Consider the following 15,749-nt stretch of genomic DNA (forward strand, 5'->3'; position numbering starts at 1 on the left):
GCACCGCCGGTCAGCCCAGCGCCGGTCCGTTCAGCCGCCGGTCAGGTCAGCGCTGGGCAGCCCAGCCGCCGGGCGGCTCAGCGTACGGTCGCGGGCGTCGGCACCGGGTCCGGGCGCGCGACGTCGAAGGTGGACGGACGACGGCGGGCCAGCGCGGTCGCGGCGGCCAGCACGAGCAGCGCTGAGAGGCTCATCGCGGCGCCGGCCCACAGCGTGGCGGCGTACCCGAGACCGGCGGTGATCGTGACGCCGCCCAGCCACGCCCCGAGCGCGTTGCCGACGTTGAAGGCCGCGATGTTGGAGCCGGACGCCAGCGTCGGGGCCTGGCCCGCGTACTTCATGATCCGCATCTGGAGGCCGGGCGCGGTCGCGAAGCCGAACGCCCCCATCAGGAACAGCGCGATCACGGTCAGGACCTGGTTCGACGCCGTCATCGCGAAGACCGCCATCACCGCGGTCAGTCCGGCGAGGACGACCGCGAGCGTACGCGGGATCGACCGGTCGGCGCCCCGGCCGCCCAGCGAGTTGCCGACGAACAGACCGGCGCCGAACAGGACCAGCAGCCACGGCACCGTCGCGGTGGCGAAGCCGCTGACCGCCGTCAGCGTGTACGCGATGTAGGTGAACGCCCCGAACATGCCGCCGAAGCCGAGCACCGTCATCAGCAGCGAGAACCAGACCTGCGGTTCGGTGAAGGCGCGCAGCTCGTGCCGCAGCCCGGCGGAGCCGCTGGTCGACGTGTGCGCCGGGACCAGGGCCGCCACCCCGATCAGGGCGACGACGCCGATGCCGGTGATCGCCCAGAAGGTGGCCCGCCAGCCGAGCTGCTGGCCGAGGAAGGTGCCGAACGGTACGCCGAGCACGTTGGCGGCGGTCAGCCCGGTGAACATCATCGCGATCGCGCCCGCCCGACGGGACGGCTCGACCAGCCCGGCCGCGACGACCGATCCGATGCCGAAGAACGCGCCGTGACTGAGTGCGGCCAGAACCCGGCCCGCCATCATCACCTCGTACGTCCCGGCCAGCGCCGAGGTCAGGTTGCCCGCGATGAACAACGCCATCAGCCCGATGAGGACCTGTTTGCGGCCGAACCGGGTGACCGCGGCGGTGAGCCCGATCGCCCCGACCGCCACCGCCAGGGCGTACCCGGAGATCAGCCAGCCCGCGACCGACTCGGTCACCCGGAAATCGGCGGCCACCTCCGGCAGCAGACCCATGATCACGAACTCGGTCAGGCCGATGCCGAACCCGCCGATGGCGAGCGCGAGCAGGCCGAGAGGCATCTTGCGCATGAACCGATAGTTGCACGCGCCGTATATCCGCGCAAGCGTGCTCCTGCTCACTGGTACTATCGAGGCATGGGGATCGGCGATGACGCCGTAGAGATCCGAGCACAGGGCTGGCGTACGCTCGCCGCGCTGCACGGGCTCATCGACACGGCGCTGGAGAAGGCGCTCCAGACCCGGCACAACCTGTCGGTGGTGGAGTTCACCGTGCTGGACGCGCTGTCGCGCCAGGACGGCTGGCACATGCGCATGCAGCAGCTGTCCCGGGCGGCGGCGCTGTCGAGCAGTGCGACGACCCGGCTGGTGAACCGGCTGGAGGAGCGCGGGCTGCTGACTCGCGTGTTGTGCCAGGACGACCGCCGGGGCATCTACACCGAACTGACCCCTCAGGGGTCGAAACTGCTCGACCAGGCGCGGCCGACGCACGACGACGTCCTCGCGGGCGCCCTGGCCGACGCCGAGCGCCTGCCCGAACTGGCGCCGCTGGTCGGCGCCCTGCACCGGCTGCCCGCGCAGGACGCCGTGCGCGCCTAGGCGGCGCTCTCCTCGGGTTCGTGCACGAGCAGCACGATCTCTCCGGTCGCCGCCTTCTGGATCTTCTCGCCGGTCTCCACTTCGTAGACCAGGCCCAGCACCAGCTCGGTGAAGCCACGCGGGCGCGGGCGATGCCCGGTCAGCGTGGCCGAGAGGCGTACGCGTGACCCGACCGGCACGGCGGCGCGCAGCTTCAGCTCCCGCAGTCCCTGGTTGACCATCATGTCGATGCCGTCGATGACGAACACCTCGCCGATCAGCGACGGCGCCAGCGAGATCGTCAGGAAGCCGTGCGCGATGGTGCCGCCGTACGGCCCGGCCGCCGCCCGCTCCGGGTCGACGTGGATCCACTGGTGGTCCCAGGTCGCGTCGGCGAACAGGTCGACCTGCTTCTGCGTGATCTCGTGCCAGGAGCTGGTGCCGAGCGGTTCGCCGAGCTGGGCGGCGAGGTCGCGGACGTGGATGGTCTGGGTCATCGGCTGATCCTACGGCCCGGCTCACCACGGTCGGCGTGTGGTTCCCCGGCCGTGGCGATCAGTTCCTGGTGTACCAGAGTCGTGCGGTCACCGACATCAGGATGACCGCGACGATGACGGCGATCAGCGCGCCCGCCGTGACGGCGAGCAACGGCATCACGCACCACATCGCGAAGCACACGAATAGCGGCCAGCGACCGGGTGGCGGCTCACCCCGGGACAGGGCGACCGCCAGCCGGGGACTGCTGGCTTCCAGATTCCGTTCGATCTCGGCGAGCTGACGTCGCTCCTCGCTGGTGAGCACCGCGAACTCCCTCCGGGGTGACCGTGCGTTGCCGCGACATACCCGCATCGGGGCGTACGCACACCCCGCGTGGTCAGCTCGGCACAGTCGGCGGGATCAGCCGGTGATACGGAATACCAACGGTTGTGGCGTCAACTCTCCCGACGGCGTACGCACCGCGACGGTCGCCGCGTGCGAACCACCGCTGGTGGGCAGCGGCCACACCGGGTCCGCCCCGTCGACCACATGCCGTTCGCCGTCGTACTGCACGGCGTACCCGATGGTGTAGGGGTGGCGGCTGGTGAACCGCGTGGCCGCAGTGCCGCCGCGGACGTCGACGCTGATCCCGATCTCCGCGAGGTCGGGGTAGACGTCCTGGGGCGAGCCGACGAGCAGCTGGCTGGGCCGCAGCTCGTGCTGGAAGTGCGGGACGAACGGCGGTTGGGCCCAGGTCGCGCCGGTCGTGCTGACCTGGTGGAAGTAGGTGAACCACCAAGCCGCGACGTCCGGCCTCATCGGACCGTCGGCCGCGAGCAGCGCGGGCTGCCGGCCGTCGGCGAGGGCGGCCTGAAGCTCCAGTGTGGAGAGAGGGGCGACGTCGAAGCTCCAGTAGGCGCCGTTCTGGCCGTCGAGCACGACCCACTGCCCGAAGTCGTCGATCCAGGCCTCGCTGACCACGTGGCCCTTGCCCCATCCGGCGTGGAAGTCCCGCTGTCGCAGGCTGAGCCGCCGTGCCGGGATGCCGGATGCGTTGAGGGCGTGGGACAGCACGGTGCTGTACTCGACACAGGCGAACCGCAGCCCGTCCTCGTCGACGTGCCGCAGAACGTCGACGGCGTCCTCGTCGGCACCGACGTGGTCGTTGGCGTGTTCCCAGCGGTCCGTCACCCAGTGGAGCAGCGTGACCGCCCGTTCCCAGGAGGAGCCCGACAGCTCCGGCAACAGTGGGCGGAGCTGTTCCTCCCGCTCGGGCGTCGTGCGGAACAACTCCAGCGGCAGTTTCGGCGTCAGCGACGGCCACACGACGATCTCGAGCGGCGCGGGCGGCAGGTTCGCGGTCAGCTTGGCCTGCAATTGCGGCCAGTCGGGCTCCGCCCCGAACGCTCGCTCGAGTTCGCCGTCGAACAACTCGGGCTGGAAGAACCCGCCGTCCAGCGCCTCGAACAGGAAGTCCCGGGCCTCGTCCGCGCGTCCCAGGCGGGCGGCGGCGATCGCGCACCCCGGCGCCCACATGCGCCCCCAATGCTCGTCGGTACGCAGTCGCGGCACGAGCAGGAGAAGGCCTTCGTCGTCCTCGGCGCGCATCAGGTCCTCGGCCTGTACGCGAAGCTGCACACCGTCGGTCATGGGCGTCATTCTGCCGCGTCGGCGGCTTCCTTCGCCGCCCCGGCGGCCGCGGCCCCGGCGCGCGCGTTTGGCGGCGCCGGCCCGCGCGCTTCGGGGCACCAGCCCGGGGTTCGGCGGTGCCAGGGCGCTACGGCGTTGATCTTGGCGAGAAAGGTTGCTGGAGCGACCCTGACTTGCCTAGATCAACTCTTCGGCGCAGTGTCGTAGCCGCGGACGGTCGCGGCGAGCGCGTCCAGCCACAGCCGTCGCGCCCGAGCCGGATCGCCGAGGAATCCCTTGAGCTCCAGCGAGGCGAGGCCGTGGACGAGCGCCCACAGGTGGCGGCCGACGTCGACCGGTTCGTGGTCGCCGAGCCGGCCGGAGGCGGCGGCGCGGCGCAGCGTACGCAGCACCCGGTCGAAGCTGCGGTAGTAGAGCGCCTGGGTGTCGTGGTCGAGGTCGACGCCCTCGCCGAGGTAGATGCCGTAGACGTGCGGGCGTTCGAGGGCGGCGGCCCGGTAGGCGAGCACCAGCTCGGGCAGCTCGTCGAGGGGCTCGTCCTGCTCGGGGACCGCCTCGTGATGACGCCGCATCGTCTCGGCCGCCTCCTGGGCGAGGGCGGTCAGCAGGCCGTTCTTGTCGCCGAACAGGCTGTAGACGGCCCGGGTGCTGGTCCCGGCCTCGTCGGCCACCCGCCGGACGCTGATCGCCGCCGGTCCCTCGCTGTGCAGCGTCGCGGCGGCCGCGGTCAGCAACGCCTCCCGGGTCTGATCGCCGTGTTCCTTCGGTCGTCCCACGCTCGACAGGATAGCGCAACGGTGTTACGTTACGTCGTAACGAAACAGTGTCACGAAACTCTGCCGTGAACGGGGAGGGGTCATGAAGTACGACGTCGTGATCGTGGGGACGCGGGTGGCCGGGGCGGCGACCGCGCTGCTGCTCGCCCGGCAAGGCGTACGCGTGCTCGCGGTGGATCGGGCGCGCGCCGGGACCGACACGCTGTCCACCCACCAGATCCAGCTGCCGGGCGGCGCTCGGCTGAAGCAGTGGGGTCTGCTCGACCGGGTCATCGCGACGGGCTGCCCGCCCGCGTCCTCGGTCCGGTTCGACAGCGGGTACGCCGTGCTCACCGGCGACTATCCGGAGACGGGCGGGGTCGGCGCCGTCTACAGCCCCCGGCGTACGCTGCTCGACCGCCTGCTGCAGGAGGCGGCGGCCGAAGCGGGCGCCATCGTGCGCGACGGCTTCGTCATCGAAGGTGTGCGTACTGGGCGGGACGGGCGGGTCGTCGGCCTCCGGGGTGCGGCCAAGGGCGGCGTCGCCGAGGACATCGAAGCCGACCTGGTCATCGGGGCGGACGGCAAGCACTCCACCGTCGCCCAGGCCGTCGGCGCGGCGACCTATCTCGACCGGGGTGCCACGGCGGCGGCGTGTTACGCGTACTTCGCGGGGCTGCCCGTCTCCGGCGGCGAGGTCTACATCCGGCCCGACCGCATGGTCGGGCTGTGGCCGACCAACGGCGGGCTCACCATCGTCTTCCTCTCCGTTCCGGCGCCCCGGTTCGCCGCGATGCGCTCCGATCTGGACAGTGCCTTCCGGGAACTGGTCGGCGGAGTCGCCGACCTCGGCCCTCGGCTGGCCGCGGCGACCCAGGCGGAACGCCTACGCGCCACACCGGATCTGCCGAACCGGTTCCGTATGCCGCACGGGCCGGGCTGGGCGCTGGTGGGCGACGCCGGCGTCGTCATGGATCCGTGCACCGGCCTCGGCATCGGACACGCCTTGCACGATGCCGAGCTGTTCAGCGAAGCCGTCGTCTCCGGCGACTTCGCCCGGGCGCACCGGGTGCGCGACGCGTACCGCCGGCCGGTCTTCGACTTGACGACGCGGCTGGCGGCGCATCGGCCGGACCCGACCGGCGCCGTGCTGTTCCCGGCGATCGCCCGCGATCCCCGCGTCGTCACGGAGTTCCTGGGCGTCCTGACCGGGATCACGCCGCCGGACCGGTTCTTCCGGCCCGGACGGCTGCGCCACATCGTCGGCTGGCGTGGACTCGGCCGCCTCGCCCGTACGCGCCTCACCGGCGACCGGGCGGTCGTCGACGCGTAGTCGATCACCTGCTTGCGAGATCGATCAGGGCGCCGCGGACACGACACCACCACCCACCCGCCCACACGATTCCACCAAGATCACGACCGATGGTTCATGATCGCGCGGAAAGAGGGGTGGGGAGGAGCGGGGTGGGGGTCAGGTGAGGGTTAGCAGGTTGCGGGCTTTGACTGCCTTCAGGGCCAGCGTCCGGTAGCCGACCGACTCGAAGAGCACCGTGATCCGGTCCTCCTCTTCGCGCATGACGATGCCGGCGCCCCATTCGGCATGGCGTACGCGGGATTGCACGGCGAAGCCGGTGTCCAGCCCGGCCTTGTCCTCGGCCGTCCCGGCGGTGCAGGTGTCGCAGTTGCCGCACAACGCGTCCAGCTCCTCGCCGAAGTAGCCGAGGAGGAACTGGCGACGGCAGTCTTCGGTCTCGGCGTATCCGCGCATCATCTCGACCCGGGTCAGCTCGATCGTGCGCATCTGCTCGGCTTCGGCGGCGGCTGCTTCGACGGCGTCGGCGACGCTCACCGACTCCATCCATTCCAGACCGTCGGCGGTGGTGAGGACGGCCAGCGCCTCCTGCAGCAGGTTGACGGAGCGGGTCACGCGCGCCCGGCTGATGTCGAGCGCCTCGGCGACGTCGTCGAGCTTGATCGGCCCGTCCGCCTCGCGGATGGCCTTGGCGACCTGTCCGATCAGGTCGAGGTCGACCTTGCCCGAGGTGAAGAACCGGGGCAGCCGGAGGTCTTCGGGGCGGAAGTACAGCACGGCGGTCGCCGCCTGCCCGTCGCGACCGGCCCGGCCGATCTGCTGGTAGTACGAGTCGAGCGACTCGGCCGGCGCGGCGTGCAGGACGAACCGCACGTCCGGCTTGTCGATGCCCATCCCGAAGGCGGAGGTCGCCACCACGATCGCCCGGTCGGAGTGCAGGAAGGCGTCGTGCACCTCGGCGCGTTCGGCCGCCGACAGCCCGGCGTGGTAGGCGTACGCCTCTTCACCGGCCTCGCGCAGCGCCTCGGCGTACTCCTCGGTCTCGCCGCGGGTCTGCACGTAGAGCAGGCCGGGCGGGTCGAGGGCGACGACCCGGTCGACGATCTCGCGCCGCTTCTCCCGTTCGGTGACCTCCCGCGACACCTCGAGCCGGATGTTGGGCCGGTCGAAGCCCTTGACCAACTCGACCGCGTCGCGCATGGCGAGCCGGTCGAGGATGTCGGCGCGCACCGGCGGCGACGCGGTCGCGGTGAGCGCGACGACCGTCGGGTGGCCGAGCCGTTCGATGACCTCGCCGAGGCGCAGGTAGTCCGGCCGGAAGTCGTGGCCCCAGGAGGAGACGCAGTGCGCCTCGTCCACCACGAACAGCGAGGGCTTCGCCTCGGCCAGTTCGGCGACGACCTCGTCCTTGGCGAGCTGTTCGGGCGCGAGGAACAGGAATTCGGCGGCGCCGGTCTGGAGCGCCTCGAACGAGGCGTCGTTGGCGCGCTCGGACCGGGACGAGTTCACCACGTGCGCGTCCGGCCCGCCGCGTCCGAGCAGCCCCTTGACCTGGTCGCGTTGCAGCGCGATGAGCGGGGACACGACGATCGTCGGCCCGCCGACCAGCACCGCCGGCACCTGGTAGATCGCCGACTTGCCCGAGCCGGTCGGCGAGACCACCAGCGTGTCGCGGCCCGCCACCACGTGCTCCATCGCCTCCGCCTGCGCTGGGCGCAGGCTCTCCCAGCCGAAGGTGGTCCGGGCTACCTCGCTCAGTCGCTTCAGGGTCTCGCTCATCGCAGCATCCTCGCACGCGAAATCCAGTTGCCGGTCCGCGGTGGTCCCTGTTTTGCTCAGCTCGTACGCACAGCGCAGCGACCACGTGAAGTGGCTTGAGGTTGGGAGATCCGATGCGAGGACGTTCTCTGCTCCGTCCGATTCCCGCCTACGCAGAGGACTTCTCGCTTCGTGTCTACTGTTCGTCCAACTTTGAATCTCGGGATCCTGGCGCATGTCGACGCCGGTAAGACGAGCCTGACTGAGCGGCTGCTGCTGGCGGCCGGGGTGATCGACGTGTTGGGGAGCGTCGACGCCGGTAGTACGCAGACTGATTCGCTGGAGCTGGAACGGCGCCGGGGGATCACGATCAAGTCGGCGGTGGTGTCGTTCGTGGTGGACGGCACGGTCGTGAATTTGATCGATACTCCGGGGCATCCGGATTTCATCGCCGAGGTCGAGCGGGTGCTGGGTGTGCTCGACGGGGTGGTGCTGGTGGTGTCGGCGGTCGAGGGTGTGCAGGCGCAGACCCGGGTGTTGTTCCGCACGGTGCGCCGGTTGGGGTTGCCGGTGGTGGTGTTCGTGAACAAGACCGACCGGGCGGGTGCGGATGTGCCGCGGGTGCTGGCGCAGATCCGGTCGCGGTTGAGTCCGGCGCTGGTGCCGATGCCGGTCGACGTGTCGTCGGCGGCTGATGTGTTGTCCCGGCATGACGACGGTGTGTTGGCGTCGTTTGTGGATGGCACGCTGACGGAGGCGGGGATCCTGTCGTCGTTGCGGGTGTTGTCGCGGGCGGGTGTGGTGCAGGCGGCGTACGCGGGGTCGGCGATCACCGGTGACGGGGTGGATGTGCTGTTGCGGGGGTTGCCGGGGTTGTTGCCGTCGCGGTGTGCGCCGGTGGACGGTCCGGTGTCGGGGGTGGTGTTCAAGGTCGAGCGCGGTGTGAACGGGGAGAAGATCGCGTACACGCAGGTCTTGTCCGGGAGTCTGCGGGTGCGTGACCGGATACCGGTACGTGGGGTCGAGGCGAAGGTGACCGCGATCCAGGTGTTCGACGACGGCGCCGCAGTCCCGCGGACGTCGGCCGAGGCCGGGCGGATCGCGAAGGTCTGGGGACTGACCGACGTCCGCATCGGCGACGCGATCGGCGAGTATCGCGCGACGACCGGTCATCTGTTCGCGCCGCCGACCCTGGAGACGGTTGTCGTGCCCGGCGCGGCCGACCGGACGGCGGTCCACACCGCGCTCGCGCAGCTCGCCGAGCAGGACCCGTTGATCAACCTCCGCCAGGACGACGTCCGCGGCGAGTTGTATCTGTCGCTCTACGGCGAGGTGCAGAAGGAGGTCATCCAGACCACCCTGACCGAGCAGTACGGCGTCGACGTGGCGTTCCGGGAGACCACGATGATCTGCGCCGAGCGGGTCACCGGAGTCGGCGCGGCGGTCGAGCACATCTACCGGAATCCGTTCCTGGCGACCGTCGGGCTACGGGTCGAACCGGGTACGCCCGGCAGCGGCCTGACGTTCCGGCTGGACGTGCCGGTCGAGTCGATGCCGCTGTTCCTCTACAAAAGCGTCGACGTCTTCCGCGACGCCGTGGAGGAGACCGTACGTGAGACGCTCCAGCAAGGTCTGCGCGGCTGGCGGGTGGAGGACTGCGTGGTCACGTTGACCGACTGCGACTACAACTCGCCCGGTACGACGCCCGGGGACTACCGCAAGCTGGTGCCGCTCGTGCTCATGGACGCGTTGCGGCAGGCGGACACGGTCGTGTGCGAACCGGTCCACCGGCTCACGATGGAGGGCCCCGCCGACGTGCTCAGCGCGGTCCTGCGGCTGCTCGCCCAGCACGGTGCGACGCCGTACGCGCCGGCCACGGCCGGGACGGTGTTCGAGCTGACCGCCGACGTCCCGGCGGCCGAGGTGCACGCGGTCCAGCAGCGGCTGCCCGCGTTGACCCGGGGCGAGGGAGTGCTCCAAGCGGAGTTCGATCACTACCGCCCGGTTCGCGGGCCGGCTCCGGAGCGGCCGCGTACCGACTTGAATCCGTTGCACCGCAAGGAGTATCTGCTGCACGTGCTACGCCGGGTCTGAGCCTCAGCCGTCGAGGGTCGCCGCCAGTTCGGCGTTGTGCGCCGCGAACCCGGTCCACTGCGCCGGGGTCGCGGCGACCCGGGCGGCCGCGGCGGCGGCCGTGCACGGGCGGGCCTGCCAGCCGGTGAGCCGCCCGGCCCGGATCTCGAAGCGCACCAGCCGCCCGGCGGCCCAGCCGTGGAAGTCCAGGTCGCCGTCGGCGAATCCGGTCGCGCGCTGGGTCGCCACCACCCAGTCGACCGCCTCGATCTCGGTCTGCACCCGCCCAGCGTGCTCGTACGCCGTTCGCCGGGCGGCCTCGTCCCGCCGCGCGATCAGCTCCGTCTTGAGGCAGTGGACGGCGTCGGGATCGCGGCGCAGCACTCCGGCCAGTGCGGCGGCGAGCTGCTCCCGCGACTGGGGCGTCACGTCGCGTACGCGGGCGAACTCCCGTTCGGCGGCGGTGAGCCGGTCGGCGGCGTACGGGAGCGGGAAGACCCGGTGCAGTCCGGCGACGGCGGCGCGGACCTTCGTCCCGCCGAGATACGGCCCGAAGCCGTCCGCGGCCGGGGCGTACGCCACGCTCAGCCCCGGAGCCGTCGCCGACACGTCCAGCCGCAGCCAGACCGGGGTCTCCTGGCCGCCGGCCGTCCGGTTCCACGGGGTCAGCCGCCGTTCGAGCACGTTGCGCTCCAGCCAGGCCGCCTCGTGCTCGGACGCGCAGACGACCGCCTCCACCCGGGCGACCCGGGGCATCATCCGCCGCAGGTGCGGCCGGTCGTCCAGTTCGGACCAGTACGACAGCGCCCGGCGCCGCAGGTTGACCGCCCGCCCGACGTACAGCGCCCGGCCGCGTTCGTCGCGGAACCGGTAGACGCCCGGTTCTGCGGGCAGACGCGCGGCTGCTCCACGGGGATCGGCTGGGGGCACCGGCTAATAATCGCTGCCGCCGGCCCGATTCGCCAGGAGGCAGATGTACAGGATGACGATCAGCACACCCAGGCCGATCGCCCACAGCGTCCAGGTCTTGGCGCGTTCGGTCCGTTCCTCGGCCAGCCCATGGTCGCCGCGGCTGTTGGCGTCCATCGCCATCGCCGAGAAGACGATGCCGACGATGCCGAGCGGGGTGCAGCAGAACAGGGTGGCCGCGATGGACAGGCCGAGCCACAACCCCGGCGAGCTGTCGCCGCGGTAGGAAGGGCGGCCGTAGGGATCGGTCATGACCACTGTGTAGCAAAGCCGCGCCAATCCCGCCGACCCGTCAGAGCCGGGCCGCCCGGCCGTTGAGGTAGCGTTGCTGCTGGAGGTTGCGCGCGCGATCGGCGGCGTCGCGGTAGGCCTGCCGGGCCTCGTCCCGCCGACCGGCCCGCTCCAGCAGGTGGGCGCGGACGGCGTACAGGCGATGGTCGTCGCGTGTGCGGGCATCGGTGGCCAGCGGTTCGAGGAGGTCGAGCCCGGTCTGCGGCCCGTGCACCATGGCCGCCGCCACGGCGTGGTTCAACGCCACCATCGGGTTGTCGGCCAGCCGCAGCAGCACCTCGTACAACGCGAGGATCTGCGGCCAGTCGGTCTGTTCGGCGGTCGGCGCCTCGTCGTGCAGCGCGGCGATCGCGGCTTGCAGCTGGTAGGGGCCGACCGGCCCGCGCGGCAGGGTCGCGGTGATCAGGGCGACGCCTTCGGCGATCAGGTCCGCGTCCCAGCGGCCGCGGTCCTGCTCAGCCATCGGCACCAGGGCTCCGTCCCGGCTGGTACGCGCAGCGCGGCGAGCGTCGGTCAGCACCATGAGCGCCAGCAACCCGGCGACCTCGGATTCGCCGGGGAGCAGCCGGTGCAGCATCCGGGTCAGCCGGATCGCTTCAGCGGTCAGTTCCACTCGGTGCACTGCGGGACCGGACGTCGTCGCGTACCCCTCGGTGAACACGAGGTAGAGCGTGTGCAGCACGGCGGCGAGCCGCTGGTCGCGGTCGGCCGGCGAGGGCAGCGCGAACGGCTGGCCGCTCGTGGCGACGGTCTGTTTGGCCCGGGTGATCCGCCGCGTCATGGTGTCCTCGGGGACGAGGAAGGCACGGGCGATCTCGGCCGTGGTCAGGCCGCCCACAGCGCGCAGTGTGAGCGCGATCTGGGAAGCGGGCGTGAGTGACGGGTGGCAGCACAGGAACAGCAGGACGAGGGTGTCGTCCTCGGCGGGGCCACCGGATTGCGCGTTCGTGCCCGCCGTCAGCAGCACGTACCGTTCCTCGCGGGCGCGCCGCGCCTGCTCGCTGCGGACCAGGTCGGTGAGTCTGCGGGCGGCGACCGCGATGAGCCAGCCTCGCGGATTGTCCGGCAGCCCGTCGGTGGGCCAGCTCGTCGCGGCGGCCAGCAGCGCCTCCTGGACGGCGTCCTCGGCGAGGTCGAAGTGGCCGAACCGGCGCACCACCGCGCCGAGAACCCGCGGCGCCAGGTCCCGCAGCAGGTCCTCGGTCGGCGTCATGGCGCTGGCGGCGGCCGGTGGCGTCACAGATCCAGCTCGTCGCGCCCGTCGGCGATCGGCCGGACGTCGGCGTACCCGTTGGCCCAGACGTCACCGGGGCTAGGGCAGGCCGACAGCTTGGCGGCGATCTCGGTGGCCCGGTCGAAGCCGTCGCAGTCGACGATCCACCAGCCCGCGAGCACCTCTTCGGTCTCCGCGTAGGGGCCGTCGGTCACCACCGGGACCCCGTTCTCCAGCCCGCGTACGCGACGGGTGTGCACCGGGGCGACGAGCGCCTTGGTGTCGACGAGTTCGCCGGACTCGGCCAGCTCGCGGTTGAAGTTCTCCATGAACTGGTACATCGGCGCCCAGTCCTCGGGGGCGTAGTCGCCCTTGCCGCTCATCAGGTCGTAGTCCGCCTGCGAGCCGAACGTCAGGATCATGTACTTCATCGTGGTCTCCTTCTGCGAACGATCCTTTCACCTGGGACGTCGGAGCCGGGGGACCTGACCGGACATGGTCCGGCGATCAATTCTCCGCGATCGCGTCGTTCTCCCGGGCGCGAGCGGCCCGGCGTGCCACGGCGACGAGGAAGCCGAGGGCCGGTAGCACCAGAAGGCCGACGCAGAGCGGCGTAGCGAGATTCAGCGGGTTGAGCGAGGCGAGCGCGTACGCCCGGCTCGGCCCGGTCAGGGCGAGCTGCCGCCGGCCGGACTCCGGGATGACGACCTCCCACTCGAAGCGGCTGTCCGGGCGCGGGTCGACGACCTGCCAGTCGGTGCCGACGAACGCTCCGGTCACCGGGCCGTGCGCCGTCCCGAACAGCGACGGCCAGTGCCCGTCACAGCGGGAGTGCTGCTGTTCCAGCCGGTCGTAGGTGACGTGGCAGTGGTCGAGGGTCACGGCGCCGACGCCCGGCAGCCCGAGCAGCACGGCGAGCAGACCCGTGCCGACAGCGGCCGCGATCACGACGGCGCGGGGAGCGAACCTTCTCATGACGGGTAGAGGCGCGCCGCCGGGCCGGACGTTGCCGGTCGTCGGCCGGGGCCGCTGGACGTTGCCTCGGACAACTTATTCAGAAATCTGAATGTGGCATTGACGCGGGCATCGTGCGGCCATAAACATTCAGGAAAGTTTCCTAAAAGTTTTAGGAGGGCTCATGCGCACCAGACGCCTGATGGGCGCGCTGCTCACCGCGGGAATCGTGGCCACCGCCCTGGTCGCGACGGCGCCCGCCGCGTACGCCGCGGCCGGCCTGACCGCGACGTTCTCGGCGGCCAACAACGGTTCCTGGTATCTCGACAAGTACGTCGTCGCCAACCCCACGGCGGCGGCGATCACCGGCTGGTCCCTGGAGTTCGACCTGCCGTCGGGGGCCACCCTCGGCAACGTCTACAACGGAGTCGCGAGCCAGTCCGGTTCGCACGTCACGATCGTCAACGCGCACTACAACGGGACGGTGGCCGCCGGGGCGACGACCGAGCCGTACAGCCCGTGGTGGGTGGCGTACGGGTCGGGGGCGGCTCCGCTGAACTGCCGGATCAACGGCAACAAGTGCGACGGCAGCGCCGACCGCGCCCCCGGTACGCCCACCGGCCTGACCGTCACCGGGCGGACGACCAAGACGGCGTCGCTGTCGTGGACCGCCGCGGCCGCCACCGACTTCCCGATCGCGGGCTACGACGTGCTCTCCGGTTCGACCGTCGTGGCCTCCAGCACCACCACCAGCGCGGTGGTGACCGGGTTGACCCCCAACACCGCCTATTCGCTGAGCGTCCGGGCCAAGGACACCCGCGGCAACCTGTCGGCCGCGAGCACACCGGTGAGCGTGACGACGCTGAACCCGGCCGACGACACCACCGCGCCGACGGCGCCGAGCGGGCTGCGCTCGACCGCGAAGAGTTCGACGACGGTGAGCCTGGCCTGGACCGGCAGCACGGACGCCAGCGGCATCGCCGGGTACGACGTCTACACCGGCACGACACTGCGGGCCAGCGTTACCGGCACGAGTGCGACCGTGTCCGGGCTTTCGCCGCTGACGGCGTACGCGTTCACGGTGAAGGCCCGCGACACCTACGACAACGTGTCGGCGGCGAGCAACTCCGTGAGCGTGACGACCGACGACGTGATCGGCTCCGGCCAGTACGCCAAGGTCGGCTACTTCGTCCAGTGGGGCATCTACGGCCGCCAGTACTTCGTCCGCAACCTGGACACCAGCGGCTCGGCGGCGAAACTCACCCACATCAACTACGCCTTCGCCAACATCGACCCGGTGAACCTCACCTGCCTGCAGGGCGTCACCAAGGGCGTGACCAGCAACCCGCAGGATCCCGACCAGGGCACCGGCGCAGGTGACGCGGACGCCGACTACGGCCGCCCGATGTCGGCGTCGCAGTCGGTGGACGGGGTCGCCGACACCGGCTGGGAGCCGTTGCGCGGCAACTTCAACCAGCTCAAGAAGCTCAAGGCGAAGTACCCGAACCTCAAGGTGCTCATCTCGATCGGCGGCTGGACCTACTCCAAGTACTTCTCCGACGTCGCGGCGACCCCGGCGAGCCGGCAGAAGTTCGTCCAGTCCTGCCTCGACATCTACCTCAAGGGCAACCTGCCCGCGTACAACGGGGCGGGCGGCCCGGGCACCGCGGCCGGCATCTTCGACGGCATCGACCTGGACTGGGAGTGGCCCGGCGCGGAGGGGCACGCGGGCAATCACGTGAGCCCCGCGGACAGGGCGAACAACACACTGCTGCTGGCGGAGTTCCGGCGGCAGATGGACACGCTGACCGTCACCACCGGCAAGCGGTACCTGCTCACCGCCTTCACCCCGGCGGACCCGGCGAAGATCGCGGCGGGCTGGGACATCGGCCCGGCCGGGGTGTTCAGCTCGCTGGACTTCGCCAACGTGCAGGGCTACGACTTCCACGGCGCCGGGTCGGACAACTCGTGGGAGCCGAACCGCACCGGCCACCAGGCGAACCTCTACCGCGACACGCAGGACCCGTACGCCTTCGAGTTCAGCGTGAACCTCGCGATCCAGAGCTATCTGGACGCCGGGATCAGCCCCCGCAAGCTGACCTTCGGCCTGCCGTTCTACGGCCGGGGCTGGCAGGGCGTGGCCGCCGGGAGCGTCAACGGCGAGTGGCAGTCGGCCACAGGTGCCGCGCCCGGCCAGTTCGCCGAGGAGGCCGGCACCCGCGGCTACTCGAACCTGATCGCGGGCGTGCCGGGCTGCACGGTGTACCACGACACCCAGTCGGTGTCGACGTACTGCTACACGGGAGCCAACGGGCAGTGGTGGTCCTTCGACGACACCTGGTCGATCGGGCAGAAGATGGCCTGGCTGAAGAGTAAGGGCCTGCTCGGCACGATGATCTGGGAGATGTCGGGCGACACCGCCTCCGGCACCCTGATGGCGGCGGTCAGTTCCGGCCTCTGATCCCGTCATGATCATTGCGTCAGCCATGCTGCTTCAA

General features: G+C 71.0%; 15 protein-coding genes. 4 read left to right on the forward strand and 11 right to left on the reverse strand.

Annotated elements, in window-relative coordinates:
- Positions 1-77: 77 nt before the first annotated feature.
- Positions 78-1,292, reverse strand: a complete 1,215-nt coding sequence (locus AB0H43_RS09330) for an MFS transporter (RefSeq protein ID WP_359998712.1) — start codon at positions 1,290-1,292, stop codon at positions 78-80.
- A 66-nt stretch (positions 1,293-1,358) separates the two neighbouring features.
- Between AB0H43_RS09330 and AB0H43_RS09335 the strand changes: the two genes are divergently transcribed.
- Positions 1,359-1,820: a MarR family transcriptional regulator gene (locus AB0H43_RS09335; RefSeq protein ID WP_359998714.1), complete on the forward strand. Its 462-nt coding sequence runs from the start codon at positions 1,359-1,361 to the stop codon at positions 1,818-1,820.
- Here AB0H43_RS09335 and AB0H43_RS09340 read toward each other — a convergent pair.
- From AB0H43_RS09340 to AB0H43_RS09355, 4 genes are all read right to left on the reverse strand, one after another.
- Positions 1,817-2,296: a MaoC family dehydratase gene (locus tag AB0H43_RS09340; RefSeq protein WP_359998715.1), complete on the reverse strand. Its 480-nt coding sequence runs from the start codon at positions 2,294-2,296 to the stop codon at positions 1,817-1,819. The genes AB0H43_RS09335 and AB0H43_RS09340 overlap by 4 nt on opposite strands.
- A gap of 58 nt (positions 2,297-2,354) precedes the next feature.
- Positions 2,355-2,600: a DUF3040 domain-containing protein gene (locus AB0H43_RS09345; RefSeq protein ID WP_359998717.1), complete on the reverse strand. Its 246-nt coding sequence runs from the start codon at positions 2,598-2,600 to the stop codon at positions 2,355-2,357.
- A gap of 96 nt (positions 2,601-2,696) precedes the next feature.
- Positions 2,697-3,926 carry a transglutaminase-like domain-containing protein gene (locus AB0H43_RS09350; protein WP_359998719.1) on the reverse strand — a complete coding sequence of 410 codons (1,230 nt, stop codon included), beginning with the start codon at positions 3,924-3,926 and terminating at the stop codon, positions 2,697-2,699.
- A gap of 182 nt (positions 3,927-4,108) precedes the next feature.
- Positions 4,109-4,702, reverse strand: coding sequence for a WHG domain-containing protein (locus AB0H43_RS09355; RefSeq protein WP_359998721.1), 594 nt, complete (start codon positions 4,700-4,702; stop codon positions 4,109-4,111).
- 82 nt (positions 4,703-4,784) lie between these two features.
- On the opposite strand from AB0H43_RS09355, the gene AB0H43_RS09360 reads away from it, so the two are divergent.
- The gene (locus AB0H43_RS09360) at positions 4,785-6,014 is read left to right on the forward strand and encodes an NAD(P)/FAD-dependent oxidoreductase (RefSeq protein ID WP_359998723.1); all 1,230 of its coding nucleotides are present in this window, start codon (positions 4,785-4,787) and stop codon (positions 6,012-6,014) included.
- Positions 6,015-6,152: 138 nt separating this feature from the next.
- Here the strand turns inward: AB0H43_RS09360 and AB0H43_RS09365 are convergent, their stop codons facing one another.
- Positions 6,153-7,772: a RecQ family ATP-dependent DNA helicase gene (locus AB0H43_RS09365; RefSeq protein WP_359998725.1), complete on the reverse strand. Its 1,620-nt coding sequence runs from the start codon at positions 7,770-7,772 to the stop codon at positions 6,153-6,155.
- A 192-nt stretch (positions 7,773-7,964) separates the two neighbouring features.
- On the opposite strand from AB0H43_RS09365, the gene AB0H43_RS09370 reads away from it, so the two are divergent.
- The gene (locus AB0H43_RS09370; RefSeq protein ID WP_359998727.1) at positions 7,965-9,845 is read left to right on the forward strand and encodes a translation factor GTPase family protein; all 1,881 of its coding nucleotides are present in this window, start codon (positions 7,965-7,967) and stop codon (positions 9,843-9,845) included.
- 3 nt (positions 9,846-9,848) lie between these two features.
- Here the strand turns inward: AB0H43_RS09370 and AB0H43_RS09375 are convergent, their stop codons facing one another.
- The 5 genes from AB0H43_RS09375 to AB0H43_RS09395 form a co-directional block, all read right to left on the reverse strand.
- Positions 9,849-10,754: a hypothetical protein gene (locus tag AB0H43_RS09375; protein ID WP_359998729.1), complete on the reverse strand. Its 906-nt coding sequence runs from the start codon at positions 10,752-10,754 to the stop codon at positions 9,849-9,851.
- Positions 10,755-10,757: 3 nt separating this feature from the next.
- Positions 10,758-11,045 (reverse strand): CD225/dispanin family protein, encoded by a 288-nt coding sequence (locus AB0H43_RS09380; RefSeq protein ID WP_359998730.1) that lies wholly within the window; start codon positions 11,043-11,045, stop codon positions 10,758-10,760.
- Between the two features lie 40 nt (positions 11,046-11,085).
- A complete protein-coding gene (locus AB0H43_RS09385; RefSeq protein WP_359999313.1) occupies positions 11,086-12,297 on the reverse strand; it encodes a DUF6596 domain-containing protein in 1,212 nt (403 codons plus the stop codon).
- 23 nt (positions 12,298-12,320) lie between these two features.
- Positions 12,321-12,728 carry a YciI family protein gene (locus AB0H43_RS09390; protein ID WP_359998732.1) on the reverse strand — a complete coding sequence of 136 codons (408 nt, stop codon included), beginning with the start codon at positions 12,726-12,728 and terminating at the stop codon, positions 12,321-12,323.
- Between the two features lie 76 nt (positions 12,729-12,804).
- Positions 12,805-13,272, reverse strand: a complete 468-nt coding sequence (locus AB0H43_RS09395) for a hypothetical protein (protein ID WP_359998734.1) — start codon at positions 13,270-13,272, stop codon at positions 12,805-12,807.
- A gap of 163 nt (positions 13,273-13,435) precedes the next feature.
- Here AB0H43_RS09395 and AB0H43_RS09400 point away from each other — a divergent pair, with 163 nt between their 5' ends.
- Positions 13,436-15,712: a glycosyl hydrolase family 18 protein gene (locus tag AB0H43_RS09400; RefSeq protein ID WP_359998736.1), complete on the forward strand. Its 2,277-nt coding sequence runs from the start codon at positions 13,436-13,438 to the stop codon at positions 15,710-15,712.
- Positions 15,713-15,749 lie beyond the last annotated feature (37 nt).

This window comes from Hamadaea sp. NPDC050747, assembly GCF_040654195.1.
GTDB lineage: Bacteria > Actinomycetota > Actinomycetes > Mycobacteriales > Micromonosporaceae > Hamadaea.